Here is a 24,449-nt window from a genome sequence, read left to right as displayed (position 1 = left end):
ATGGAAACCCGAGCCCATCATGTGATGATCGGTCTGTTCAGCGTGATCGTGGTGGTCGGCGCGATGCTGTTCGGCCTGTGGCTGGCCAAGTCCAGCGTCGATACGGCCTTCCAGGATTACGAAGTGATCTTCAACGAGGCGGTCAGCGGCCTGTCCCAGGGCAGTTCGGTGCAATACAGCGGGATCAAGGTCGGCGATGTGATCAGCCTGCGCCTGGACCCCAACGACCCACGCCGGGTGCTGGCGCGCATCCGCCTGGCCGGCCAGACGCCGATCAAGGAAGACACGCAGGCCAAGCTCGCCCTGACCGGCATCACCGGCACCTCGATCATCCAGCTCAGCGGGGGCACGCCACAAAGCCCGGAACTCAAGGGCAAGGACGGCAACCTGCCGGAGATTATCGCTTCGCCATCGCCGATTGCCCGCCTGCTGAATAACAGCAACGACCTGATGACCAGCATCAACCTGCTGCTGCACAACGCCAACCACATGTTCTCGCGGGAAAACGTCGAACGCCTGAGCAACACCCTGGACAATCTGCAGCAAACCACCGGCGCCATCGCCGACCAGCGCGGCGATATCAAGGTGGTGATGCAGCAACTGATGCAGGTGAGCAAGCAGGCCAGCGCCGCGCTCGAGCAAACCACCACGCTGATGCGCAACGCCAACGGCCTGCTCAACGACCAAGGCAAACAGGCCTTCGGCAGCGCCGAGCAGGCGATGAAATCCCTGGAGCAAAGCACCGCGACCATCAACACCTTGCTGACCAACAACAAGGACTCGGTGAACAGCGGCATGCAGGGCCTCAACGAACTGGCGCCGGCCGTGCGCGAACTGCGTGAGACCCTAGGCTCGCTGCGTGCCATTTCTCGCCGCCTGGAAGCCAACCCCAGCGGCTACCTGCTGGGCAGCGACAAGAACAAGGAGTTCACGCCATGAAGCGTGCTTACCAACTGATCATTCCCGTGGCCCTGGCGCTGGTCAGCGCATGCTCGATATTGCCCAAGGCCGACCCTTCGGACGTGTACCGCCTGGCCTCGAGCCAGACCGCGAGCCAGGGCACCCCGGTGAGCTGGTCGCTGCGCGTGAACAAGCCGCAGACCAGCGAATTCCTCGACAGCCCACGCATTGCCGTGGTGCCCAATGGTGACCTGATCAGCAGCTACGCCAACTCACGCTGGAGCGATCCGTCGCCGGTGCTGCTGCGCAATCGCTTCATGGATGGTTTCCAGCGGGATGGCCGAGTGACGCTGCTGAGTACCGACGACACCAACTTGCAGTCCGACTATGAGTTGGGCGGGCAATTGCTGGCGTTCCAGAGTGAATATCGCGGCAGTGCGGTGGAGGTGGTGATACGCCTCGACGCACGCCTGGTACGCGGCAGTGACCAGCGCATTATTGCCAGCCGCCGCTTTGAGATTCACCAGCCGGTAAGCGACACCAAGGTGTCGGCGGTGGTGGCCGGGTTTGGGCAGGCGGGGGATCAGTTGAACAAGCAGGTGGTGGATTGGGTGGTGCAGCAGGGCAATGCAGCCCCTAAACGCTGAGGACCTCTTCGCGGGCAAGCCCGCTCCCACATTTGAACGGTGAATACATTCTGAGTGGGAGCCGGCCTGCGATAGCGGTATCAGCCAAAGAACCAGTAGCACACCGCAATCGCCGCCACCACGCCGGCCAACTCCGCCAGCAACGCACACCCCACCGCATGCCGCGCGCGCTGGATGCCGACCGAGCCGAAGTACACCGCCAGCACATAGAAGGTGGTCTCGGTACTGCCCTGAATCGTCGCCGCCACCAACGCCGGGAAGCTGTCCACGCCCTGTGTCTGCATGGTCTCGATCAGCATCGCCCGTGCGGCGCTGCCTGAGAACGGCTTGACCATCGCCGTCGGCAACGCGTCGACAAAGCGTGTGTCCATACCGGTCCAGGCGACCAGATGACGAATGCCTTCCAGGCCGAAATCCAACGCCCCGGAAGCGCGCAGCACGCCCACGGCGCACAGCATCGCCACCAAATACGGCAGCAGGTTCTTGGCGACGTCGAAGCCTTCTTTGGCGCCTTCGACAAACGCCTCGTACACCTTGACCTTGCGCAACGCGCCGATCACCAGAAACAGCATGATCAGGCCGAACAACGTGAGGTTACCGAGGATCGACGACAACCCCGCCAACGCGGTGGCAGACAATGTCGCCAGCAGCGCCATGAAACCGCCCAGCACCAGCGCGCCCGGAATCAGGTACGCCAGCACCACCGGGTCCCACAGCCGCAGCCGCTGCATCACCGCCACCGACAGCAGGCCCACCAGGGTCGACGCGCTGGTCGCCAGCAGGATCGGCAGGAACACCAGCGTCGGGTCCGCGGCGCCTTGCTGGGCGCGGTACATGAAGATCGTCACCGGCAACAGCGTCAGCGAGGACGCGTTGAGCACCAGGAACAGGATCTGCGCGTTGCTCGCGGTGTTGGGGATGGGGTTGAGTTCCTGCAGCGCCTTCATGGCCTTGAGGCCGATGGGCGTCGCGGCGTTGTCCAGGCCCAGGCCATTGGCGGCGAAGTTGAGCGTGATCAGGCCGATGGCAGGGTGACCGGCAGGCACCTCCGGCATCAGGCGACGAAACAGTGGGCCGAGGGCCTTGGCCAGCCAGTCGACGATCCCGGCTTTTTCGGCGATGCGCAGAAAGCCCAGCCACAACGTGAGCGTGCCGAACAGCAGCACCATCACTTCCACCGACAATTTGGCCATGGCGAAAATACTTTCCACCATCGCTGCAAAAATCCCGGCGTTACCGCCGACCAGCCATTGCGCCAGTGCTGACACCATTGCCACGACAAAGAAGCCAAGCCACAGGCCATTGAGCATCAGTTGAATCCCCCGAAAGATGGGGCGAATGATAGCGGGGCTGGCAGAAACGACAAACCCCGGATTTCCCGGGGTTTGTTCAGATCACGCCAGCATCAGCCGCGGCTGGTCTCGCCGGCCGGCAGCGCCTGCTTGCTGCGCCAGTGCGGCAGGGAGTTCCAGTAGCGCTCGCCCTTGGCGTCGTCGTACATGCCTTCCCAACGCGAGATCACCAGCACAGCCAGCGCGTTGCCGATCACGTTGAGCGCGGTGCGCGCCATGTCCATGATGCGGTCGACACCGGCGATGAACGCCAAGCCTTCCAGCGGAATACCCACGCTGCCCAGGGTGGCCAGCAGGACCACAAAGGACACGCCCGGCACGCCGGCGATGCCTTTGGAAGTGACCATCAGGGTCAGCACCAGCATCAGTTGCTGGCCGATCGACAGGTCGATGCCATACAGCTGGGCGATAAAGATCGCCGCGATGCTCTGGTACAGGGTCGAGCCATCCAGGTTGAACGAGTAGCCGGTCGGTACTACGAAGCTGCAGATAGCCTTCGGCGCGCCGTAGGCTTCCATCTTCTCGATCACCCGTGGCAGCACGGTTTCGGAGCTGGCGGTGGAGTAGGCCAGCACCAGCTCATCCTTGAAGATACGCATCAGCTTGAGGATCGAAAAGCCGAACAGGCGTGCGATCAAGCCCAGCACCGCGAAGGCGAAGAACAGGATGGCCACGTAAACCAGGATCACCAGCTTGGCCAGCGGCAGCAGGGAGGCGAAGCCGAAGTTGGCGACAGTCACCGCGATCAGCGCGAATACACCGATAGGGGCGTATTTCATGATCATGTGGGTGACTTTGAACATGCTCTCGGACACGCCCTGGAACATGGTCACCAGCGGCTCGCGCAGCTCCGGCTTGAGGCTCGACAAACCGAGGCCGAACAGCACGGAGAAGAAGATGATCGGCAGCATTTCGCCACGGGCGACGGCGGCGAAGATGTTCGACGGGATCAGGTTGAGGATGGTCTGGATAAACGCATGCTCATGCTGCACTTCGGCAGCGGTGGCGGTGTACTTGGAGATATCGACGGTGCCCAGGGTACTCATGTCGATACCGGCACCGGGGTGGAACAGGTTGGCCAGCAACAGGCCGACCACGATGGCGATGGTGGTGACCACTTCAAAGTAAAGGATGGTTTTGACACCGATACGCCCGAGCTTTTTCGCGTCACCGACCCCGGCAATGCCGACGATCAGCGAAGAAATCACAATCGGGATCACGATCATCTTGATCAGGCGGATAAAGATATCGCCCGCTGGCTGCAACACATTGCTGATCCACCAGGCCTTTTCAGCACTGAAATGGTTGAGCACTGCACCGATTGCAATCCCCAGCACCAAACCGATGAGGATCTGCCAGGCGAGGCTTAGCTTTGCCTTCTTCATGTCATTACCCTTACTTCAAGTGGACTTAAGGCAAATGCGCCAGCTGGAACGCTCGAGAGCGAAAAAGTGTGTGCATCTGCCTCCATGGAAGGTCACCGCAGCGTGGCCGAAATGGCTTACTGGCAGGCGAAAAAAGGCGCAACTATTCCGATGCAAGGGGGCGACGTCTAATGCCGTAAACGCCTACCCTATGCCGAATCGGCATGGCTTTTTTTCATAATAACTGTCTGATCGGTCAGTTCAAATGCGACATTTTGGCAGGTGAACATGCCGTGAACCGGCCAATTCAGGCTCGCTCAGAGATTCAGGACGACTTCAGGCCATTGGCAAAAATGCCTGGAAATTCATGGGCGTCGTGTCAGAAATGTCCTATAGCGAGGGCAAAACTTTCTCGATAGATGGTCGCTCGTACACACCAAGTAATGGTTAAGTGCAGGCAGAAAGGAAATTCTCGGCTATGAGCGGTATGAGGAGGGAAGTCAGCAGCGTAAGCCCGCCGCAAGTTCAGCAAGCTTGAGGACTTGTGAACCTGCGTCGCAGCTTTTCGCCTGACCCGGCCCTTGCGCAGGCACTCCCTGTACCCGTAGGTCACGCCGATCTCGATTGATCAGAGCAACCCGGCCCCCTGGTCATGCCTCACCCGTGGCGAGTGAGGCAGACAGAAAGAAGCGAGGGGCTTCTTTCTATGGACGCTGATCCCGCAGACGACAAGCGCGTCAGACGGAACCTAGTACCAATTCGGATCTTTCTTCAGCTGTTCCATCAGCAGCTTCTGCATGCCTTCATCCGGCTTACCGATAAACCGGTAATCGGCGTGCCGAGTCGGCGACTTGTCCGCCGGCAAGCCGGCAGGGACTTCGACCAACATGGCGTAGGCATCATCCTTGTCGAAGCTGAAGGCAACGATCAGGCGCTTGTTCAGGCATGTGTCTGCGGTTTCACAGAGCGGACCGACCAAGTACTTGTCGCCATCTTCTTCCACGGCATTCATTTGTTCGGCCGTGCCTGAAAGGTTCATCACCCATTCAGGCAGGCGCTCTTCTTTCTTCACCACGCTTTGCCAGGTCTCACGGTATTGCGGGTCCGCGCTGAGCAGTTCGTTGGCCCGGGATTGACCGTCATTGGCGGCCATCGCCAGGCCGCTGCCGCCCAGGAGCAGGGCGGCAGCCATGGCTTTAAAGGAAGTGGTCATGTTCAGCCTCGGCCGCGACGACCAAAGAAGAACGAAGCGATGAACATCACCAGGAAGACGACAAAGAGAATCTTGGCGATACCCGTGGCGGTGCCCGCGATACCACCGAAGCCCAGGACTGCAGCCACAATGGCGATGATCAGAAATGTGATTGCCCAACTCAACATGGTGATTCTCCTTACGCTTCTTTTAGAGGTAACAGCGGTAGTGCGGTACGGACGCTCAAAACGAGCCCCCGACGTTCTTGCCTAGAACACCCAACGCTCTTGGGTTGGCAGCTCGCCCAGGGTTGAATCCTGGTCGGCTACGCGCAATTGCGGGGCTGTCACATCGGCAGTCACGCTACCGACGGATCGAAAATGCGTCTGGGTCATCACCGGACGTTCGAATTGCGGGGTCTGCTGCTGACTCTGCTGCCAATGCTGAAACTGCTGGCCTGCAATCAGCGTGACCATCAAGGCCAGGCTGGCAAACAGACCTTGTTGCAAGCGCAGTGGCGATACACGCAGTTGGTTGAGGCTTTGGCGAGTCATGCTGCATTTCTCCCGCATTCTGATTATTCGTTGGGATAGCTATTGCAGAGCGCATGCCAGCTTTTTTGCAAAAAAAAACTCAATAAAATCAATAAGTTAAATATATGCGTTAGGGCAATCGCCTAGCATCCTGCACGATGCCCCCCTGTGCGCCGTGCGAAATGCACGATGGTCAGTGGTCGGGTCGAGGGATAGAAAGCAGAGGGAGTGTTGCCGAAGGGGCAAGACGGCATGAAAACGCCATCAGGCAAGGCTTTGTAGGACACCGCGCAGATAGCTGCACGATGCTGCCTATTATCGATCAGAATAGACCATGCAACTTGCCCGATTATTCCGGGACTAAACACCATCATTCATAGTTAAGGAGCGCGGGACAGATGGAATCAGCCAAGGAACTTCAAGGCCGCATTCTTTTAGTGGATGACGAATCCGCGATCCTCCGCACCTTCCGTTATTGCCTGGAAGATGAAGGCTACACCGTGGCCACCGCCAACAGCGCCGCCCAAGCCGATACCTTGATGCAGCGCCAGGTATTCGACCTGTGCTTCCTCGACCTGCGCCTGGGCGAAGACAACGGCCTGGATGTCTTGGCCCAAATGCGCATACAAGCACCGTGGATGCGCGTGGTCATCGTGACCGCCCATTCGGCAGTGGATACCGCCGTGGACGCGATCCAGGCGGGTGCGGCCGATTATCTGGTCAAGCCCTGCAGCCCCGACCAATTACGCCTGGCCACCGCCAAGCAACTGGAAGTGCGCCAACTCTCTGCACGCCTGGAAGCATTGGAAGGCGCAGTGCGCCAGCCCAAAGACGGCCTCGATTCCCACAGCCCCTCGATGATGGTGGTACTGGAAACCGCGCGCCAGGTGGCCGGCACAGATGCCAACATCCTGATTCTCGGCGAGTCGGGTACCGGTAAAGGCGAGCTGGCCCGGGCCATTCACGGCTGGAGCAAGCGGTCGAAGAAGTCCTGCGTGACCATCAACTGCCCTTCGCTGACGGCAGAGTTGATGGAGAGCGAGCTGTTCGGCCATAGCCGGGGTGCGTTTACCGGTGCCAGTGAAAGCACCTTGGGCCGCGTCAACCAGGCAGACGGCGGCACGCTGTTTCTCGACGAGATCGGCGATTTCCCCCTCACCTTGCAACCCAAGTTGCTGCGTTTTATCCAGGACAAGGAATACGAGCGCGTGGGCGACCCGGTCACCCGCCGTGCTGACGTGCGGATCCTGGCGGCCACCAACCTGAACCTGGAAGACATGGTGCGCGACGGCCGCTTCCGTGAAGACTTGCTCTACCGCCTCAATGTGATCACCTTGCACCTGCCGCCGCTGCGCGAGCGCAGCGAGGACATCCTGACCCTGGCCGACCGTTTCCTGGCACGCTTCGTCAAGGAATACGCACGGCCGGCGCGCGGTTTCAGCGATGAAGCGCGTGAGGCGCTGTTGAACTATCGCTGGCCGGGCAATATCCGTGAGTTGCGCAACGTGGTCGAGCGCGCCAGCATTATCTGCCCACAGGAAAAAGTTGAAATCAGCCACCTCGGCATGGCCGAGCAGCCGACCAACAATGCGCCGCGTATCGGCGCGGCACTGAGCCTGGACGAGCTGGAGAAGGCCCACATCGGCGCCGTCCTAGCCACCAGCGACACCCTGGACCAGGCCGCGCGCACCCTGGGTATCGACGCCTCGACCCTGTACCGCAAACGCAAACAGTACAACCTGTGAGCACTCTATGAAGCTAGCGATGAAACTGCGCACTCGTTTGTTCCTGAGTATTTCTGCGCTGATTACCGTCGCCCTGCTGGGTTTGATCCTGGGTCTGGTGAGCGTCATGCAAATGGCCAAGACCCAGGAGTCGTTGATTCGCAGCAATTTCATCACCCTGGACCTGGGCCTCAAGCTGCGCCAGAGCCTGGGCGACCAGTTGATCATGATGCTCGAAGAGCCGCCGGACCCGGAGGCCCTGCAAGCCTCCAAACAGCGCTATTTCGACTTGCTGGACCAAGGTATCGCCCATGAACAGCGCGACGGCCACGGGACCGGATTCAGCCAGGCACGAGGCCAGTACCAGGCATTGCTGGAGGCATTTGACCAATCCCAGCAAGCAGAACCACCGCCGGGTACCAAGGAAAAGCTCACCGAAACCTTCAATGAGCTGCGTAACGGCCTGATCAACGAGCACAAGCAAGCGCTGGAAAACATCAGCAACAGCGAGCATAAGTCCCGTGAGCGGGCGCTATTGATCGCAGGTCTACTGGGGCTGGTGGGGCTTGCGGTATTGATCATCGGATTTGTGACCGCGCATGGCATTGCCCGGCGATTTGGCGGGCCGATCGAAGCGCTGGCCAAGGCGGCGGACAAGATCGGGCAGGGCGATTTCGAAGTGACGCTGCCGATCTCATCGGCGGCAGAGATGAACCAGCTGACCCGTCGCTTCGGCATCATGGCCGAAGCCCTGCGCCAGCATCAGGCAACCAACGTCGATGAACTGCTGGCCGGCCAGCAACGCCTGCAAGCCGTGCTCGACAGCATCGACGATGGCCTGCTGATGATCGATCGCCAGGGCCGCCTGGAGCACCTCAACCCCGTCGCCCAGCGCCAATTGGGCTGGGATGAAGAACGCCTCGGCCAAGGCCTGGGTGAAGCTCTGGTGCGCCCGGAACTGGATGAACAACTGCAATTGGTGCTGCGTGGGGGCAACCTGGAGCGCGCTCCGGACGACCTGGAAGTGGAAGTCGAAGGCGAGCTGCGCCTGCTGACCTATAGCCTGACGCCCGTCAGCCATACCCAGGGGCATATCCTCGGTGCCGTGATGGTGTTGCATGACGTCACCGAACAACGCGCCTTCGAACGCGTGCGCAGCGAGTTCGTGTTGCGCGCCTCCCACGAGCTGCGCACGCCGGTGACCGGCATGCACATGGCGTTCGGCCTGTTCCGCGAGCGCGCGAAATTTCCGGCGGATTCGCGCGAAGCGGACCTGCTGGATACGGTCAATGAAGAAATGCAGCGCCTGATGCAGCTGATCAACGACTTGCTCAACTTTTCGCGCTACCAGAACGGCCTGCAAAAACTCACCCTGGGCGCGTGCGATGTCACCGACTTGCTTGAACATGCGCGTGCGCGCTTCGTCGAACCGGCCAACGCGCAACGCATCGAACTGCTGGTAGAAGCCCAGTCCGACCTGCCGCGCTTGTATGCCGACCAGGCACAACTGGAGCGCGTACTCGACAACCTGCTCGGCAACGCCCTGCGCCACACCGCCGAAGGCGGGCAGATCCGCCTGCAGGCACGTCGCCACGGTGAGCGGGTAATAATCAGTGTCGAGGACAACGGCGAAGGCATCGCCTACGGGCAGCAAGGGCGGATCTTCGAACCGTTCGTACAGGTGGGCCGCAAGAAAGGCGGCGCCGGCCTGGGGTTGGCGCTGTGCAAAGAAATCGTGCAACTGCACGGTGGCCGCATGGGCGTGTACTCGCGGCCAGGGCAGGGCACACAGTTCTACATGGCGTTGCCGCTGTAACCTGTCCGGTCACGGCAAAAAAAGTGGGAGCGGGCTTGCCCGCGAAGGCGGTGGATCAGTCCATGCATTTGATGACTGACACACTGCCTTCGCGAACAAACCCGCTCCCACTTTTTTGAATCGGTTACCACCTTAACTGCGGTTCAAGGCCCGCAGGATCGCAGCACTTTCGGCGTCCGGTGTGCCATCAAACAGCGATGGCCGGAAGTGCATCTGGAATGCCGCGATCACATGCCGCGTGGCGACATCCAGCTCGCCGGTCTGCGGTGTCTGGTAGCCCAGGCGCGCGAGCTCTTCCTGGAACCACGTGATACTTGGTAGATCCGCGGCGTACTGCACCTGGAATCGGGCAACAGCCTGCGCGTCCGGCCAGACCCCCAACCCTTCAGCGGCGAGTCGCTTCCACGGGAACAGCGGACCCGGATCCAGCTTGCGCAGCGGCGCGATGTCGCTGTGGCCAATGATGTTCTTGGGGTCGATGCCATTGCGCTTGCTGATGTCCTTGAGCAACACCACCAGCGATTTCACCTGGGCTTCGGAGTAGGGGTACCACAGGCGACCGGTCGGTGTGTCCTTGTAGCCAGGGTTCACGATTTCAATACCGATTGAACTGGAATTGAGCCAGGTCCGGCCCATCCACTCGCTTTCCCCGGCATGCCATGCGCGCTGGCTCTCGTCGACCAGCTTGTAGATGGTGGCAGAGGCGTCATCGCCGATCAGGTAATGGCTGCTGACCTGGCCGTGGGTGAGCAGTGCCAGGGAGCGTTCAAGGTTGGTCGAGGTGTAGTGGACAACCACGAACTGCACGCGGTTATCGTGGTTCACCGAGGGGTGAGTGGTGTCCAGGCGCGGGCCACTGGCGCAGCCCGCGAGTAAAAGGAACAAAAAGGCGAAGTACAGGGATTTCATGGCAGAAGGCATTACGCTGAAGACGATAATGCAACAGTGTAACGTACCGTTTGTGGCTCGGCGGTCAAATTACAAAATGGAACATCTTTTACGCCGCCTGCACCTGGTTGCGTCCCGCAGCCTTGGCCCGGTACAACGCCGCATCCGCACGCTTGAGGGCCAGGTCACTGCGCTCGCCCGCCTGGAACTGCGCGACGCCCATGGACACGGTGATCGTCACCGGCTCGCCCTTGAAGTGAAACGGGCACGCCTCAATCGCTGCGCGCAACGCATCACCTGCCGCCACGGCCTCTGCCAATGAGGAGTCCGGCATCAGCAACACAAACTCTTCTCCGCCAAAGCGTGCGATAAAATCGTTCGGCCGCAGGCGCTTGCGCAGCACGTTGGCGATGATCTTCAGCACCTTGTCGCCGGCCAGATGGCCGTAGCCATCGTTGATGCGCTTGAAGTGATCCAGGTCGAGCATCGCCAACGACAGGCTGTTGCCGCGCTGGTGCCAGAGGTTGACCTCCAGATCGAGGCGCTCGCTCCAGGCTGCGCGGTTAGGCAGGCCGGTGAGTGGATCGATCAAGGCCTTCTGGCGTTGCACCTCCAGGTGTTCGCGATAGCCCTGGGCCTCCTGCTCCATATTAGCGACCCGCTCGGCCAGCCCTTTCAAGCGCGCGGCCACTTCCTGCTCGCGCTGGTCGCGTTGCTGCTGGTGCTCGTCCATGGTGCCGAGCAAGCCTTCGAGGTGGCTTTCCAGCACGTGCTTGAGGCTGTCGAGGTCGGCGGCGTCCTGCACACTGCTTTGCAAGCCGTCGACCTGTTCGCGAATCTGCGTGTCCAGCTCGCGGGCAGCGGATCGGCTGTCCGCATGCCCGTCGCTGGCGACCTGCAAATGCCCCTGGAAGGCTTCGAGGCGCTCGTTGAGCTGCTTGAGGTACGCCTCGAACTCATGCTGGCCGCTGTCGGTGATCGCCAGCATCAGCACGGCCAGATCATCGAGAATCGGTAGCAGTTCGTACCAGTTCAGGCCGTGGGCCAGGCGCTCACGCATGGCTTCGGCCTGGGGCCTGTGGCGCTCGGGCAAGGACAGGTCTTCGAGCAGGCCGAGCAGGGTGTCTTCAATATGTTTGGCGACGGAGCTGTAGGACGGCTCCGGCGAGTCCGGCAGGGAATAGGCGGCATCCGCTTGCAACTCGTCGGGATCGGGCTCGTCGGGCTCCAGCACAGGCGGCAGCGACAGACTGCCGATAGTGGTTTCGTCCGGCGCCTCGACCTCATCCGATGGCACGTCGATAAAAGCCGCGAGGGCGCTTTCGGGAGCGGGTTCTTCGCTCTGCGACTCGGGCACCCTGGATACTGCGGGCACGTCAACGGGCGCCACCGCAGGCGGGGCCTCGAAGGCCAACGTCTCACTGGGCGCCTCGACAACGCTGGCCGGCGCGACGGGTTCAGGGGGCGGGGCAACCGCCTCTTGCGGCTGTGGCGCAAAAGCCCGCAAGGCCTGGGTGAGTTCCTCGGATTGCTCGGGCTCCTGAGCCACGGAGACCGGCTTGGCTGCAACAGGCGGCGGGGCCGGCTCACTGGCCACCGCTTCGTTGGCCGTCTCCTTGGCGCCGAACAGGCGCTGCAACAACCCGGGACCTGAGCGCGTGGTCTCGCCGTCCGGTTCCAGATTATCCAGCGCCTGCCCTTGCAAGTTGCTCAACTCGCTGAGCAGCAAGGGGATCTCACGGGCCTGGCTGACACGCCCGTCCAACTGCTTGGCGAAGGTCTTCAGCGGGCGTGCGACCTCACGCGGCAGTGGCAGCTTTTGCAACTGCGCGACCAGGGAGGTCAGCGCAGTGCTCATCTGGTCCACCCGGGTTTCGCGGCGCTGCTCCGAATCCAGCACGGCTTTTTCCAGGCGCGGCAGCAAGGCCGCGAGGGCCGCGTCCATATCATCACTACGGACAACGTCGCGCATTTCCTTCATGCATTGATCGACCGCACGGTCGGTGCCTTCAGCGGCCAGCGTGCTGCGCACCAGCCCACGGCGCAACAGGTCGAGGCGCGCAGCCCAGCGGCGTTCGAGCTTTTCTTGTTGCTCGATACTCTTCAGGTATTTTTCTTTCCAGCGCTGGGCGTCGTCGCTCATGCAAGGGGTCCGCGAGGGCCGGGGCTCAACGCGGGCAATGCATCAGCCGTGAGCGAACCCGGCAGACGAATCTCTACCGCGACCGGCAGGTGATCGGAGATGGGCTGCGCCAGCACCTTCACGCTTTCCAGCGTGAGGGTCGGGCTGAGCAGGATATGGTCAAGACAGCGTTGCGGGCGCCAGCTGGGGAACGTGGCTTCGGCTTGCGGTGCCAGTAGCCCAAGGTCGCGCAACGGAGAATTCTGTAGCAGGTCGTTGGCATGGGTGTTCATGTCACCCATCAACACCTGGTGTTTGTAATTGCCAATCAACTCGCGGATGTAGGCCAGCTGCATCGTGCGAGTGCGTGCACCCAACGCCAGGTGCATCATCACCACCACCAAGGCCTCAGGCCCTTCGCCAAAACGCACGAGAATCGCCCCGCGCCCCTTGGGGCCCGGCAGCGGATGATCTTCGATGGCGGATGGTTTCAAGCGACTGAGCACGCCATTGCTGTGCTGCGCCAGGCGCCCCAGGTTGCGGTTGAGTTGCTGATACCAGTAGGGGAAGGCACCGAGCTGGGCCAGGTGCTCGACCTGGTTGATGTAGCTGGAGCGCATGCTGCCACCGTCGGCTTCCTGCAGGGCAACCAGATCGAAGTCATGCAACAGGTTGCCGATCTTCTGCAGGTTGCCGGCACGCCCATTGTGCGGCAGCAGGTGCTGCCAGCCACGGGTCAGGTAGTGCCGGTATTTCTCGGTACTGATCCCCACCTGGATATTGAAGCTGAGCAGGCGCAAGCGGCTGTCTGCCGGCAGGCCTGTGGATTCCAGGTGATGTTCGTTGACCTGCGGGTCATGCAGGCCAACAACGCGTTCGGTACCCCAGCGGCGCATGGCGGGCCCCTTACTTGGCTGCGCGCTCTTTGGCGATCAGCTGGTCGGCAACGTTGAGGGTCTGTTCAGGACCACCGGTAGTGCCCAGGTCGAAGCGGTATTTGCCGTTGACGATCATGGTCGGTACGCCTTGCACACCATACTTCTGCGCGAGTTCCTTGGCCTGCTTGATCTGGCCCTGGATGGCGAAGGAGTTGAAGGTGGCGAGGAACTTGTCCTTGTCGACACCCTGGGTGGCAACGAAGTCAGCCATTTCGTCCGGCTTGGTCAGGCGCTTGCCTTGTTTCTGGATCGCGTCGAATACCGCGTTATGCACCTTGTGCTCGACACCCATGGCTTCCAGGGTCAGGAACAGTTGGCCGTGAGCATCCCATGGGCCGCCGAACATGGCGGGGATACGCTTGAAGTTCACGTCCTTAGGCAGCTTCTCAACCCATGGGTTGATGGTCGGTTCAAACGCGTAGCAATGCGGGCAGCCGTACCAGAACAGCTCCACCACTTCGATCTTGCCGGGTACCGACACGGGTACAGGGTTGGCCAATTCAACGTAGGTTTTACCGGCTTCAAGCGGCACGTCGGCAGCTTGTGCGGTCATGCCGAAGAGGCTGGCAGTGACGAGAGCGGCGCTGAGGATCAGATTACGCATGCTTTACTCCTGGACAAATAAAGTCGCCTCACGCGACCTTTGTTGTGACAGGTCTACGCGGGCATGAGTTCGTTAGTGTAACGGCACCGGCCACAAAAAAGGGCGGCCTGGGCCACCCTTTTTATGCTTGCATCACGGGATTAATCGAGTGTTAACGTTGCCAGGCTGATCAGTGCAGACCCTGAATGTAGCTGGACAGCGCTTCGATATCTTTGTCCGAGAGCTTGGCCGCGATGTCGGTCATCATTTTGTTGCCGGCATCGCCGTCGATGTAGCGCACTTTTTCGCGGAAATCCTTCAGCTGCTTGGCCGTGTATTGAGCATGCTGGCCACTCAGGTGAGGAAAGCCTGCAGCGGCGAGGCCGCCGCCGTCCGGAATGTGGCACGCCTTGCAGGCGGGCATGCCGCCGATAGGCTGGTCTTCAGCGAGCTTGCCGCCGCGAAACAATGCTTGGCCTTTTTCGACCAATTTCGGATCGGCAGCTCCCACACTGCCTTTCTGGCTGGCAAAATACGCCGCGATGTCTGCCAGGTCCTGGTCGCTGAGGTTGGTCAGCAAGCCGGTCATTTCCAGTACCGTGCGCTTGCCATCCTTGATGTCGTGCATCTGCTTGGTCAGGTAACGTTCGCCCTGGCCGGCCAGTTTGGGGAAGTTCGGAGCCGGGCTGTTACCGTCCGGTCCATGGCAGGCACCACACACGGCAGCTTTCGCTTGGCCGGCAGTGGCATCACCTTTAAGGGGGCCCTCTGCAGCAAAGGCAACACCGGTGACGCCCAAGGTCAACAGCAGACTCACGATCAGTTTGTTCATCAGCTAATCCAACTACGGCTAAGGGTTTAAGAGTTATCTACCGGGTTTACTCGCCATCAACTCAATGACGGCCTGGTAATCCTCAGTACTGCAGTCCATGCACAAACCACGCGGCGGCATTGCCTTGAAACCCTGGTCTACGTGCTGCACCAGCGTGTCCATGCCCTGCGCCAGTCTTGGCGCCCAGGCTGCCTGGTCACCCCGCTTGGGGGCGTTCGGCAGCTGGCCGGCATGGCAAGCCACGCAAACTCGGTTGTACACCGCTTCCGGATCCTGTGTAGCCTGAGCGCCGAAAAGCGGAATCAGGACACCGAAAGCGAGCAACCATCTGGTCATACATCGACCTTTTCAGGGTTTGAGAGCGTTTTGCGTTCTAATGCGCAATGAAGGTCTTTCGCTCCCGTGAACTTCATCCTTCGCTGGGACAAAGCACACACAAAATCTGCGGCATTATATACTGGCGCTACTGAAACGGAAACGACACCGCTTGCCGCACCCTTTCTCGGCACCGCCCACATCGGAAATCTCATGCAACTCAAGAACCCCATCCTCGGCCTGTGCCAACAGTCCACCTTCATGCTCAGCGCCGCCAAAGTTGACCAATGCCCCGATGACGAAGGTTTTGAAGTCGCCTTTGCCGGTCGTTCCAACGCCGGCAAATCCAGCGCCCTGAACACCCTGACCCATGCCAGCCTGGCGCGCACCTCGAAAACCCCGGGCCGCACGCAGCTGCTCAATTTCTTCAAGCTAGACGATGATCGGCGTCTGGTCGACCTGCCGGGCTACGGTTACGCAAAAGTACCTATCCCGCTGAAGCTGCACTGGCAGCGTCACCTGGAGGCTTACCTGGGTGGCCGGGAGAGTTTGAAAGGCTTGATCCTGATGATGGACATCCGTCATCCAATGACCGACTTCGATTTGCTGATGCTCGATTGGGCCGTCGCCAGCGGCATGCCGATGCACATCCTGCTGACCAAGGCCGACAAGCTCACCTATGGCGCAGCCAAGAACACGCTGCTCAAGGTGCAGTCCGAAATCCGTAAGGGTTGGGGCGATGCGATCACCATCCAGCTGTTCTCGGCGCCCAAGCGCATGGGCCTCGAAGAGGCTTACACCGTGCTGGCGGGCTGGATGGAATTGGCTGACAAGGGCGCGGAACTCACGGAATAACTTTTCTGCGGGCAAAAAAAACCCCGGACTTCGTATGGGGAGGGGAAGTTCGGGGTTCAAGTTCCGGACCGCTAGGGCGGGGTCCAGATATCTGCCAACACTTAACACAACATAGGAGCATTGAAGGGCTTCACCACCCATTCAGTAACTCTGAGTTGCATTTCATGGGTTAAGTTCCGGCACGTTCAAAAAACTATTGGTAATAACCCACGGCGTTTTCTGTACTAAAGCACTCTGCCACCACCTCGGGTGGCGGCAAAGGCCCGAAATCAGTGGGCCTCGTCCCAGTTATCGCCCACGCCTACGTCCACGACCAACGGCACATCCAATTGCGCCGCCGCGCTCATGTACTCGCGGATCTTCTCGCTGACGGCTGCCACCAGGTCCTCACGCACCTCCAGCACCAATTCATCGTGCACCTGCAGGATGACCTTGGCATCCAGGCCCGATTCGGTCAGCCAGTTATCCACCAGCACCATGGCCTTCTTGATGATGTCTGCCGCCGTGCCCTGCATCGGCGCGTTGATCGCCGTGCGTTCGGCGGCCGCGCGCTCCTGGGGCTTGTTGGAATTGATATCCGGCAGGTACAGCCGGCGACCGAAGAAGGTTTCCACGTAGCCCTGGTCGGCAGCCTGGGCACGCGTGCGCTCCATGTACTCGCGCACGCCCGGATAGCGGGCAAAGTACACATCGATATAGGCCTTGGCGGTCTTGGTGTCGACGCCGATGTCCTTGCCGAGCTTCTGCGCGCCCATGCCGTAGATCAGGCCGAAGTTGATCGCCTTGGCACTGCGACGCTGGTTGGACGTGACCTGTGCCAGTTCAACCTTGAACACTTCAGCCGCCGTCGCAGTGTGCACGTCCAGGTCGTTGCGGAACGCATTCATCAGCCCCTCGTCCTTGGACAGGTGCGCCATGATCCGCAGTTCGATCTGCGAATAGTCCGCCGCCAGCAGTTTGTAGCCCTTGGGCGCGACAAACGCCTGGCGGATCCGCCGTCCTTCGGCGGTGCGCACGGGGATGTTCTGCAGGTTCGGGTCGCTGGACGACAAACGCCCGGTCGCGGCCACGGCCTGATGATAAGACGTGTGAATGCGCCCGGTACGCGGGTTGATCTGCTCTGGCAGACGGTCGGTGTAGGTGCTTTTCAGCTTGCTCATGCTGCGGTACTGCATCAGGACCTTGGGCAACAGGAAGTCATCTTCGGCCAACTTGGCCAACACTTCTTCAGCCGTGGACGCCTGGCCCTTACCGGTCTTCTTCAGCACCGGCAGGCCGAGTTTCTCGTAGAGAATCGCGCCGAGCTGCTTAGGCGATCCCAGGTTGAACGCCTCACCGGCAATCTCGAACGCCTGGCGTTCCAGCTCGACCATCTTGTCGCCCAGCTCAATGCTCTGGATGCCCAGCAGATCCTTGTCCACCAGCGCGCCCTGGCGCTCGATACGCGCCAGCACCGGCACCAACGGGATTTCGATATCCGTCAGCACACTGGCCAGGCTCGGGATGGCCGCCAGTTGCGCGTGCAGGGCCCGATGCAAGCGCAGCGTCACGTCGGCGTCTTCGGCGGCATAAGGGCCCGCCTGCTCCAGCGGGATCTGGTCGAAGGTCAACTGCTTGGCGCCCTTGCCGGCGATGTCCTGGAAGCTGACGGTGTCGTAGTCCAGGTACTTCTTCGCCAGGCTGTCCATGTCGTGCCGGGTCGCAGTGGAGTTCAGCACGTAGGACTCAAGCATGGTGTCGAAGGCAATACCTCGCACGGTAATGCCCTGGGCGGGGTCGCCGCCGATGGCGCAGTTGGCCAGGATGTTCATGTCGAACTTGGCGTGCTGGCCGACCTTGAGCTTGGTCGGGTCCTCCAGCAGTGGCTTCAACGCCAGCAACACGGTGTCGCGGTCCAGTTGCTGTGGCGCACCGATGTAGGAATGCGTCAGCGGGATGTAGGCAGCTTCGTGAGGCTCTACAGCGAAGGACACCCCGACCAGCTGCGCTTGCTGGGCATCGATCCCGGTGGTCTCGGTGTCGAACGCGAACAATTTTGCAGCATTGAGCTTCTTCAACCAGGTGTCGAAGGTCGCCTGGTCGAGGATCGTGGTGTAGTTCGTTTCTACGGGCGCCGCAGGCATCGCTTCGAGAAGATCAGCGGCGGCAGGCACCACGTCGGCGGAAGCCTTGAGCTCCACGCGCTTGGCATCGCGCTGAATCTCGTCGATCCAGCTCTTGAACTCCAGCAGGGTGTACAGCTCCAGCAGTTTTTCGCGATCCGGCTCGATCAGGTGCAAATCATCCAGGCCCACGTCCAGCGGCACATCGACCTTGATCGTTGCCAGTTGATAGGACAGGAACGCCATCTCGCGGTGCTCCTCGAGCTTGGCCGGCAACGTCTTGGCGCCACGGATCGGCAGGGTCGGCACGATATCCAGCTGCTCATACAGCTCTTTGAGGCCGCCATTCACGCCTACCAACAGGCCGGAAGCGGTCTTCGGACCAATGCCCGGGACGCCCGGAATGTTGTCGGACGAATCGCCCATCAACGCCAGATAGTCGATGATCTGCTCCGGAGCGACGCCGAATTTCTCCTTTACGCCCTCGATGTCCATCGAACTACCGGTCATGGTGTTGACCAAGGTAATGTGCCCGTCCACCAGCTGGGCCATGTCCTTGTCACCGGTAGAAATCACCACCGGGCGGCTGGCGGCCGCGCTGCTGCGGGCCAACGTGCCGATCACGTCATCGGCCTCGACGCCTTCGACGCACAGCAACGGGAAGCCCAGCGCGATCACGCTCTGGTGCAGAGGCTCGATTTGCAGGCGCATGTCATCGGGCATGCTCGGGCGGTTGGCCTTGTATTCGGCGTACATCTCATCGCGAAAGGTCCCACCCTTGGCGTCGAACACCACCGCGAACGGGCTGTCCGGGTACTGCTTGCGCAGGCTTTTGAGCATGTTCAACACGCCCTTGACCGCACCGGTCGGCAGGCCTTTGGAGGTGGTCAGCGGTGGCAGCGCGTGGAAGGCGCGGTACAGATAAGAAGAACCGTCCACCAGGACGAGGGGGGCTTGGCTCATGAGCAGGATCAACCTTTTCGGCGGGTCAGGCGCTAGAATAGCCGGACCAATGACGACAAAGGGACAAGGTTATCATGCGTACATTCAATCGCCTGCTGTTGACTGGCTTGATTGCACTCGCTCCGATGGCTGCCATGGCGGCAGACAGCGCCCCTTCCGGGGATCCGGACGTTACCATTCGCACGGAAGGCGACCGGACTATCCAGGAGTACCGCCAAAACGGTTTCCTGTACGCAATCAAGGTGACCGTAAAGGGTGCGCCACCGTACTTCCTGGTGCGCGCGGACGGAACCGACGCGAACTTCATCCGCTCTGACCAGCCGGATATGCTGATCCCGTCATGGAAGATCTTCGAATGGAAATGATTTCTTAACTTAAATTGGCGCCGCGCACTGCGGCGCCCGTACTGGCAGTTTTAACCATGTCTGTGTTCACCCCCCTGGCTCGGCCCGAGCTGGAAACCTTTCTCGCCCCTTACGGGCTCGGCCGCCTGCTTGACTTCCAGGGGATTGCCGCTGGTAGCGAAAACACCAATTTCTTTATCAGCCTGGAACAGGGCGAATTCGTCCTGACCCTGGTTGAACGCGGCCCCGTCGCAGAAATGCCATTCTTCATCGAGCTGCTCGACGTGCTCCACGACGCCGACCTGCCGGTGCCTTACGCCTTGCGCACCACCGACGGCGTCGCGTTGCGCGAGCTGAAAGGCAAACCGGCGCTGTTACAACCGCGCCTGGCCGGCAAGCACATCAAGGACGCCAATGCGCAGCACTGCGCCCAGGTCGGTGACCTGCTGGGCCACCTGCACCTGGCGACGCAGGGCGAGAAGGTGCTGGAGCGCAAGACAGATCGCGGGCTGGACTGGATGCTCAGCGAAGGTGCGCAGCTGATTTCGCACTTGAACGACGCACAACAGCAGTTGCTGCAAGCGGCATTGACCGAGATCGAAGCCCACAAGGCCGACATCCTTGCCCTGCCGCGCGCCAACGTTCACGCCGACCTGTTCCGCGACAATGCGATGTTCGAAGGCACGCACCTGACCGGCCTGATCGACTTCTACAACGCCTGCTCGGGCCCGATGCTGTACGACGTGGCGATCGCGCTGAATGACTGGTGTTCGGACACGGACGGCGTGATCGATGGGCAACGTGCGCGCGCACTGCTGGGCGCCTATGCGGGCCTGCGACCGTTTACGGCCAAGGAAGCGGAGCTGTGGCCGACCATGCTGCGGGTAGCGTGTGTACGCTTCTGGCTGTCTCGCCTGATCGCCGCTGAGTCGTTCGCAGGCCAGGATGTGCTGATCCACGACCCGGCGGAGTTCGAGCACCGGCTGGCGCAGCGTCAGCAGGTCACCGTTCACCTGCCGTTCGCGCTTTAAAGATCGACTCGGTCACTGTGGGAGCAAGCCAGCTCCCACAGGAGATCGGTGCAGCGGTCAGAGCGACTCCAGGCACCCCGCCAAGTCATTCCCCAACTTCTCCAGCACCTGCTCGTAACCCTGAGCGGTAGCCGGCGTGTAACCACCCAGCGCATCCAACTCCGCCAGCTTCACTGGCAGGCCGGCTACCAGCGTTTCAGCCAGCCGCGGACGCAACGGCGGCTCACTGAACACGCACGTCTTGCCCACTTCCTGCAGACGCGTGCGCATCGCCGCCACATGCTGGGCACCCGGCTGAACCTCGGCGGCCACGCTGAACACGCCGGCATGCTTGAGACCGTAGGCCTCTTCGAAATAATCAAAGGCTTCGTGGAACACGAAGTAAGGCTTGTTGCCGATTGGCGCCAGGCGGGCTTTCAAGCGCGCGTCCAGGGCGTCCAGGCGCTCGTCGAAGGCCTTCACGTTGCTCTGGTAACGCGCGGCATTTTCCGGATCGGCGGCGCTGAGGTCAGTCGCCATGCGCGCGGCGATCACCCGTGCGTTGACCGTCGACAGCCACAGGTGGGCATCCAGGCTGCCTGGACGGTGATCGTGATCATGTTCGTCGGCATCGTCGGCGTGCGAATGGCTATCTTCGGCGAAACGGCGCAGTTTCATGCCCGGCAGGTCTTGTACCGCGACCGTCGGCGCCGTACGACCTTTGAGCACGCGGGGCAGGAAGCTCTCCATATCCGGACCAATCCAGTAGAGCAGGTCCACCGACTGCACGCGCCGTACGTCGGATGGGCGCAAGGCATAGTTATGCGGCGAGGCACCCGGCGGCAGCAGCACCTCCGGAATCGCCACGCCGTCCTGCACAGCCGCGGCAATCAACTGCAACGGCTTGATGCTGGTCAGCACCTTTACCTCGGCCTGAGCGGTAGCGGTAATGAACAAACTGGTGACAAATACGACAAAAACGGGAAAAAGTCGGGACACGATGACCACTCAATGGCGTAGGAACGGGTAACATAATAACGTCTCTATCAAATATCTGTCGCCGCTCATGCCTAAAACACCGCTTGCCAGCCGTCCCCACGACCACTCTCACTGCGTGCATACCGCGCTGTCGGAGGCCGATACCCTGTGCACACAGAAGGGCCTGCGCCTGACTGCCTTGCGTCGCCGGGTGCTGGAGCTGGTGTGGCAAAGCCACAAGCCGCTGGGCGCCTACGACATCCTGGGCGTGCTCAGCGAGCAGGACGGTCGCCGCGCGGCGCCGCCTACCGTGTACCGCGCGCTGGATTTCCTGCTGGAAAACGGCCTGGTGCACCGCATCGCCTCGCTCAACGCCTTTGTTGGCTGCAATCACCCGGAACACGCGCATCAGGGCCAATTCCTGATCTGCCGCGAGTGCCACGCCGCCATCGAACTTGAACAAAAAAGCATCAGCGACGCCATCATCAAGAGCTCCGCCGACGTCGGCTTCCAGGTCGAAGGGCAGACGGTCGAAGTGGTCGGTCTCTGCTCGGGCTGCCAGGGGGCTTGATGAGCAACGCGTTAATCCGCCTGGAGCAGGTTGGGGTCACGTTCGCCGGGCAAAACGTGCTGGATAACATCGCGCTGAGTGTGGAACCAGGACAGATCGTCACGCTGATCGGCCCGAATGGCGCCGGCAAGACCACCCTGGTGCGCGCCGTGCTCGGCCTGCTCAAGCCCGACACCGGCAGCGTGTGGCGCAAGCCCAAGCTGCGCGTCGGCTACATGCCGCAAAAACTGCACGTGGACCCGACCTTGCCGCTGTCGGTCCTGCGTTTTCTGCGCCTGGTCCCCGGCGTGGATCGCACTCGCGCCCAGGCCGCGCTCAAGGAAGTCGGCGCCGAACAAGTCATCGACAGCCCCGTGCAGAGCATCTCCGGTGGCGAGATGCAGCGCGTGCTGCTGGCCCGCGCCCTGCTGCGCGAGCCGGAACTGCTGGTACTCGATGAGCCCGTGCAAGGCGTCGACGTGGCCGGCCAGGCCGAGCTGTACAGCCTGATCACCCGCCTGCGCGACCGCCATGGCTGCGGCGTGCTGATGGTCTCCCACGACCTGCACCTGGTAATGAGCACCACCGACCAGGTGGTGTGCCTGAATCGCCACGTCTGCTGCTCAGGTCACCCGGAACAGGTCAGCGGCGACCCGGCGTTCGTCGAGTTGTTCGGCAAGAATGCCCAGAGCCTGGCCATCTACCACCACCATCACGACCACGCCCATGACCTGCATGGCGCCGTGGTCGACGACCCCACCGCACCTCACACCCACGTTCACGGAGATAGCTGCAAGCATGGCTGATTTTCTGCTCTACGCCCTGCTGGCAGGCTTGGCTTTGGCGCTGGTGGCGGGCCCGCTGGGCTCGTTCGTGGTCTGGCGACGCATGGCCTATTTCGGCGACACCCTGTCCCACGCCGCGCTGCTGGGCGTGGCCATGGGCTTTTTGCTGGATGTAAGCCCGACCATCGCCGTGACCGTAGGCTGCCTGCTGCTGGCGGTGCTGCTGGTGACCCTGCAGCAGCGCCAGCCGCTGGCCTCCGACACGCTGCTGGGCATCCTGGCGCCCAGCACCCTGTCGCTGGGGCTGGTGGTGCTCAGCTTCATGCACGAAGTGCGCATCGACCTGATGGCCTACCTGTTCGGTGATCTGCTGGCGATCAGCCCGACCGACCTTGCCTGGATCCTCGGCGGCAGCACCGTCGTGCTGGTGTTGCTGGTCGCCCTGTGGCGTCCGCTGCTGGCGATCACCGTGCATGAAGAGCTGGCCACGGTGGAAGGGCTGCCCGTGCCGACCCTGCGCATGGCGCTGATGTTGTTGATCGCCGTGGTGATCGCTGTCGCGATGAAGATTGTCGGCGTATTGTTGATCACATCGCTGCTGATCATCCCAGCCGCCGCCGCCCAGCGCCACGCTCGCTCACCCGAGCAGATGGCCATCGGCGCCAGCCTGCTGGGGATGCTCGCCGTGTGTGGGGGCCTGGCGTTGTCCTGGTTCAAGGACACGCCGGCCGGGCCGTCAATTGTGGTCACGGCCGCCGCCCTGTTTCTGCTGAGTTTTGTCCTGCCCCGTCGAGGGGTGTAGACTTGCTCGCTTTTTGCGCAAATAGAGAGTCGCAGGAATGAAGCTGTTCACCTCCCGTTATCTGCTCCTTGCCGCATTTTCCCTGCTGCTTGGCGCCTGTCAAAGCACACCGCCCGCCGCCCCCGAGGCCCCGGACGCGCGCGCTGCGGCCATCGCACAGCTGGAGCAAAACCTGGCCAGCAGTGAGCTGGCCACCGCCGAAGACCAATTGGCCGCGTTGCAGGCCCAGTCGCCCAACGACCCGGCCCTGGAGACTTATCAACGTCAGCTGGCCGAGGCCTACCTGCAGCGTAGCCAGATCGTGCTGCAAAAAGGTGACGTCAACGCCGCCGCCACTGCCTTGAGCCGTGCCCGTGCGCTGATGCCCAAGGCGCCGGCCCTGACCGGCGGCGTCAACAGCGCCATCACCCATGCGCGCAAAGCCGAGCTGGACAAGGCCGAGGCCGCCCTCAAGGCCGCCGAAGCCAAGCCTGCCGCCAAGGTCATCGACCCGGCCGCGCAAAGCACCACCGTGGCGCTGAACCTCACCGACATTGAAGCGCTGCGCCATCAACTCGATGCCATCGCTACCGACGTGGTGAATTACCAGTGTGACGTGAGCATCCAGGCGCCGCGCACTCAGGATTACCCGTGGTTGGCCACGTTGCTGACCAAACGGGTGAAGCGAATTGATTCGGGGTATGACCTGAAGATCCACCGGCAGATTCTGAAGAATATTCCGGCGCAGGTTGTGCTGATTCCGCGCAAGGCGCAATAAAAGCATCGCAGGCAAGCCAGCCCCCACATTTGAATCTATTCACAATTCAAAATGTGGGGGCTGGCTTGCCTGCGATAGCGGTCTAACGGTCAATCAA

24 protein-coding genes are annotated in these 24,449 nt (G+C 61.4%); 11 read left to right on the top strand and 13 right to left on the bottom strand.

Translation table 11 applies throughout. The features are described from left to right. The gene (locus QMX97_RS01090) at positions 1–939 is read left to right on the top strand and encodes an MlaD family protein (RefSeq protein WP_065902843.1); all 939 of its coding nucleotides are present in this window, start codon (positions 1–3) and stop codon (positions 937–939) included. Continuing rightward, on the top strand, positions 936–1,547 hold the full coding sequence (locus QMX97_RS01085; protein ID WP_065902842.1) for an ABC-type transport auxiliary lipoprotein family protein: 612 nt from the start codon (positions 936–938) through the stop codon (positions 1,545–1,547). Before QMX97_RS01090 ends, QMX97_RS01085 begins: the two co-directional genes overlap by 4 nt. Before the next feature lie 80 nt (positions 1,548–1,627). Here QMX97_RS01085 and QMX97_RS01080 read toward each other — a convergent pair whose 3' ends face one another. From QMX97_RS01080 to QMX97_RS01060, 5 genes are all read right to left on the bottom strand, one after another. Further along, the gene (locus tag QMX97_RS01080) at positions 1,628–2,857 is read right to left on the bottom strand and encodes a spore maturation protein (RefSeq protein ID WP_120447338.1); all 1,230 of its coding nucleotides are present in this window, start codon (positions 2,855–2,857) and stop codon (positions 1,628–1,630) included. Positions 2,858–2,952: 95 nt separating this feature from the next. Next, positions 2,953–4,284, bottom strand: a complete 1,332-nt coding sequence (gene gltP, locus QMX97_RS01075) for a glutamate/aspartate:proton symporter GltP (protein ID WP_065902840.1) — start codon at positions 4,282–4,284, stop codon at positions 2,953–2,955. A 727-nt stretch (positions 4,285–5,011) separates the two neighbouring features. After that, positions 5,012–5,476: an inhibitor of vertebrate lysozyme family protein gene (locus QMX97_RS01070; RefSeq protein ID WP_282395631.1), complete on the bottom strand. Its 465-nt coding sequence runs from the start codon at positions 5,474–5,476 to the stop codon at positions 5,012–5,014. Between the two features lie 2 nt (positions 5,477–5,478). After that, on the bottom strand, positions 5,479–5,643 hold the full coding sequence (locus QMX97_RS01065; protein WP_003170804.1) for a DUF1328 domain-containing protein: 165 nt from the start codon (positions 5,641–5,643) through the stop codon (positions 5,479–5,481). An 81-nt stretch (positions 5,644–5,724) separates the two neighbouring features. After that, entirely contained in the window at positions 5,725–6,009 is a 285-nt protein-coding gene (locus QMX97_RS01060; protein ID WP_065902836.1) for a hypothetical protein, read from the bottom strand. A gap of 377 nt (positions 6,010–6,386) precedes the next feature. Between QMX97_RS01060 and algB the strand changes: the two genes are divergently transcribed. Then, a complete protein-coding gene (gene algB, locus QMX97_RS01055) occupies positions 6,387–7,733 on the top strand; it encodes a sigma-54-dependent response regulator transcription factor AlgB (protein ID WP_064053131.1) in 1,347 nt (448 codons plus the stop codon). Between the two features lie 7 nt (positions 7,734–7,740). After that, a complete protein-coding gene (locus QMX97_RS01050) occupies positions 7,741–9,528 on the top strand; it encodes a KinB sensor domain-containing domain (protein WP_120447336.1) in 1,788 nt (595 codons plus the stop codon). A 132-nt stretch (positions 9,529–9,660) separates the two neighbouring features. On the opposite strand, the gene QMX97_RS01045 is transcribed toward QMX97_RS01050, so the two are convergent. From QMX97_RS01045 to QMX97_RS01020, 6 genes are all read right to left on the bottom strand, one after another. Then, positions 9,661–10,437, bottom strand: coding sequence for an N-acetylmuramoyl-L-alanine amidase (locus QMX97_RS01045; protein WP_120447335.1), 777 nt, complete (start codon positions 10,435–10,437; stop codon positions 9,661–9,663). Between the two features lie 88 nt (positions 10,438–10,525). Further along, positions 10,526–12,559, bottom strand: a complete 2,034-nt coding sequence (locus QMX97_RS01040) for a GGDEF domain-containing protein (protein ID WP_282395630.1) — start codon at positions 12,557–12,559, stop codon at positions 10,526–10,528. Next, positions 12,556–13,434 carry an endonuclease/exonuclease/phosphatase family protein gene (locus QMX97_RS01035; protein ID WP_282395629.1) on the bottom strand — a complete coding sequence of 293 codons (879 nt, stop codon included), beginning with the start codon at positions 13,432–13,434 and terminating at the stop codon, positions 12,556–12,558. The genes QMX97_RS01040 and QMX97_RS01035 overlap by 4 nt, the downstream gene beginning before the upstream one ends. A 10-nt stretch (positions 13,435–13,444) precedes the next feature. Next, positions 13,445–14,080, bottom strand: a complete 636-nt coding sequence (gene dsbA, locus QMX97_RS01030; RefSeq protein WP_078826720.1) for a thiol:disulfide interchange protein DsbA — start codon at positions 14,078–14,080, stop codon at positions 13,445–13,447. Positions 14,081–14,249: 169 nt separating this feature from the next. Then, positions 14,250–14,891 carry a c-type cytochrome gene (locus QMX97_RS01025; protein ID WP_065902821.1) on the bottom strand — a complete coding sequence of 214 codons (642 nt, stop codon included), beginning with the start codon at positions 14,889–14,891 and terminating at the stop codon, positions 14,250–14,252. 33 nt (positions 14,892–14,924) lie between these two features. Continuing rightward, the gene (locus QMX97_RS01020) at positions 14,925–15,227 is read right to left on the bottom strand and encodes a c-type cytochrome (RefSeq protein WP_282395626.1); all 303 of its coding nucleotides are present in this window, start codon (positions 15,225–15,227) and stop codon (positions 14,925–14,927) included. A gap of 192 nt (positions 15,228–15,419) precedes the next feature. On the opposite strand from QMX97_RS01020, the gene yihA reads away from it, so the two are divergent. Further along, on the top strand, positions 15,420–16,061 hold the full coding sequence (gene yihA / locus QMX97_RS01015) for a ribosome biogenesis GTP-binding protein YihA/YsxC (protein ID WP_282395625.1): 642 nt from the start codon (positions 15,420–15,422) through the stop codon (positions 16,059–16,061). Positions 16,062–16,330: 269 nt separating this feature from the next. Here yihA and polA read toward each other — a convergent pair whose 3' ends face one another. Continuing rightward, positions 16,331–19,126, bottom strand: coding sequence for a DNA polymerase I (polA, locus tag QMX97_RS01010; protein ID WP_106805533.1), 2,796 nt, complete (start codon positions 19,124–19,126; stop codon positions 16,331–16,333). 74 nt (positions 19,127–19,200) lie between these two features. Here polA and QMX97_RS01005 point away from each other — a divergent pair, with 74 nt between their 5' ends. Both QMX97_RS01005 and QMX97_RS01000 read left to right on the top strand, forming a co-directional pair. Next, positions 19,201–19,491 (top strand): DUF2782 domain-containing protein, encoded by a 291-nt coding sequence (locus tag QMX97_RS01005; protein ID WP_065902818.1) that lies wholly within the window; start codon positions 19,201–19,203, stop codon positions 19,489–19,491. A gap of 56 nt (positions 19,492–19,547) precedes the next feature. After that, on the top strand, positions 19,548–20,501 hold the full coding sequence (locus QMX97_RS01000; RefSeq protein WP_282395624.1) for a homoserine kinase: 954 nt from the start codon (positions 19,548–19,550) through the stop codon (positions 20,499–20,501). 57 nt (positions 20,502–20,558) lie between these two features. Here QMX97_RS01000 and QMX97_RS00995 read toward each other — a convergent pair whose 3' ends face one another. After that, positions 20,559–21,488 (bottom strand): zinc ABC transporter substrate-binding protein ZnuA, encoded by a 930-nt coding sequence (locus tag QMX97_RS00995; protein WP_065902814.1) that lies wholly within the window; start codon positions 21,486–21,488, stop codon positions 20,559–20,561. A 46-nt stretch (positions 21,489–21,534) separates the two neighbouring features. Between QMX97_RS00995 and QMX97_RS00990 the strand changes: the two genes are divergently transcribed. The 4 genes from QMX97_RS00990 to QMX97_RS00975 are packed head-to-tail and all read left to right on the top strand — an operon-like array spanning position 21,535 to position 24,352. Next, a complete protein-coding gene (locus QMX97_RS00990) occupies positions 21,535–22,029 on the top strand; it encodes a Fur family transcriptional regulator (RefSeq protein WP_177343932.1) in 495 nt (164 codons plus the stop codon). Continuing rightward, positions 22,029–22,814 carry a zinc ABC transporter ATP-binding protein ZnuC gene (znuC, locus tag QMX97_RS00985; protein ID WP_065902810.1) on the top strand — a complete coding sequence of 262 codons (786 nt, stop codon included), beginning with the start codon at positions 22,029–22,031 and terminating at the stop codon, positions 22,812–22,814. The genes QMX97_RS00990 and znuC overlap by 1 nt, the downstream gene beginning before the upstream one ends. After that, a complete protein-coding gene (gene znuB / locus QMX97_RS00980) occupies positions 22,807–23,595 on the top strand; it encodes a zinc ABC transporter permease subunit ZnuB (RefSeq protein ID WP_282395623.1) in 789 nt (262 codons plus the stop codon). The genes znuC and znuB overlap by 8 nt, the downstream gene beginning before the upstream one ends. A gap of 37 nt (positions 23,596–23,632) precedes the next feature. Next, a complete protein-coding gene (locus QMX97_RS00975) occupies positions 23,633–24,352 on the top strand; it encodes a PA5502 family lipoprotein (protein ID WP_065902805.1) in 720 nt (239 codons plus the stop codon). The last annotated feature ends 97 nt before the right edge of the window (positions 24,353–24,449 follow it).

It is taken from the genome of Pseudomonas sp. PS01298 (assembly GCF_029959745.1).
Taxonomy (GTDB): domain Bacteria; phylum Pseudomonadota; class Gammaproteobacteria; order Pseudomonadales; family Pseudomonadaceae; genus Aquipseudomonas; species Aquipseudomonas aylmerensis.
This window is presented reverse-complemented; position numbering and strand designations above follow the sequence as displayed.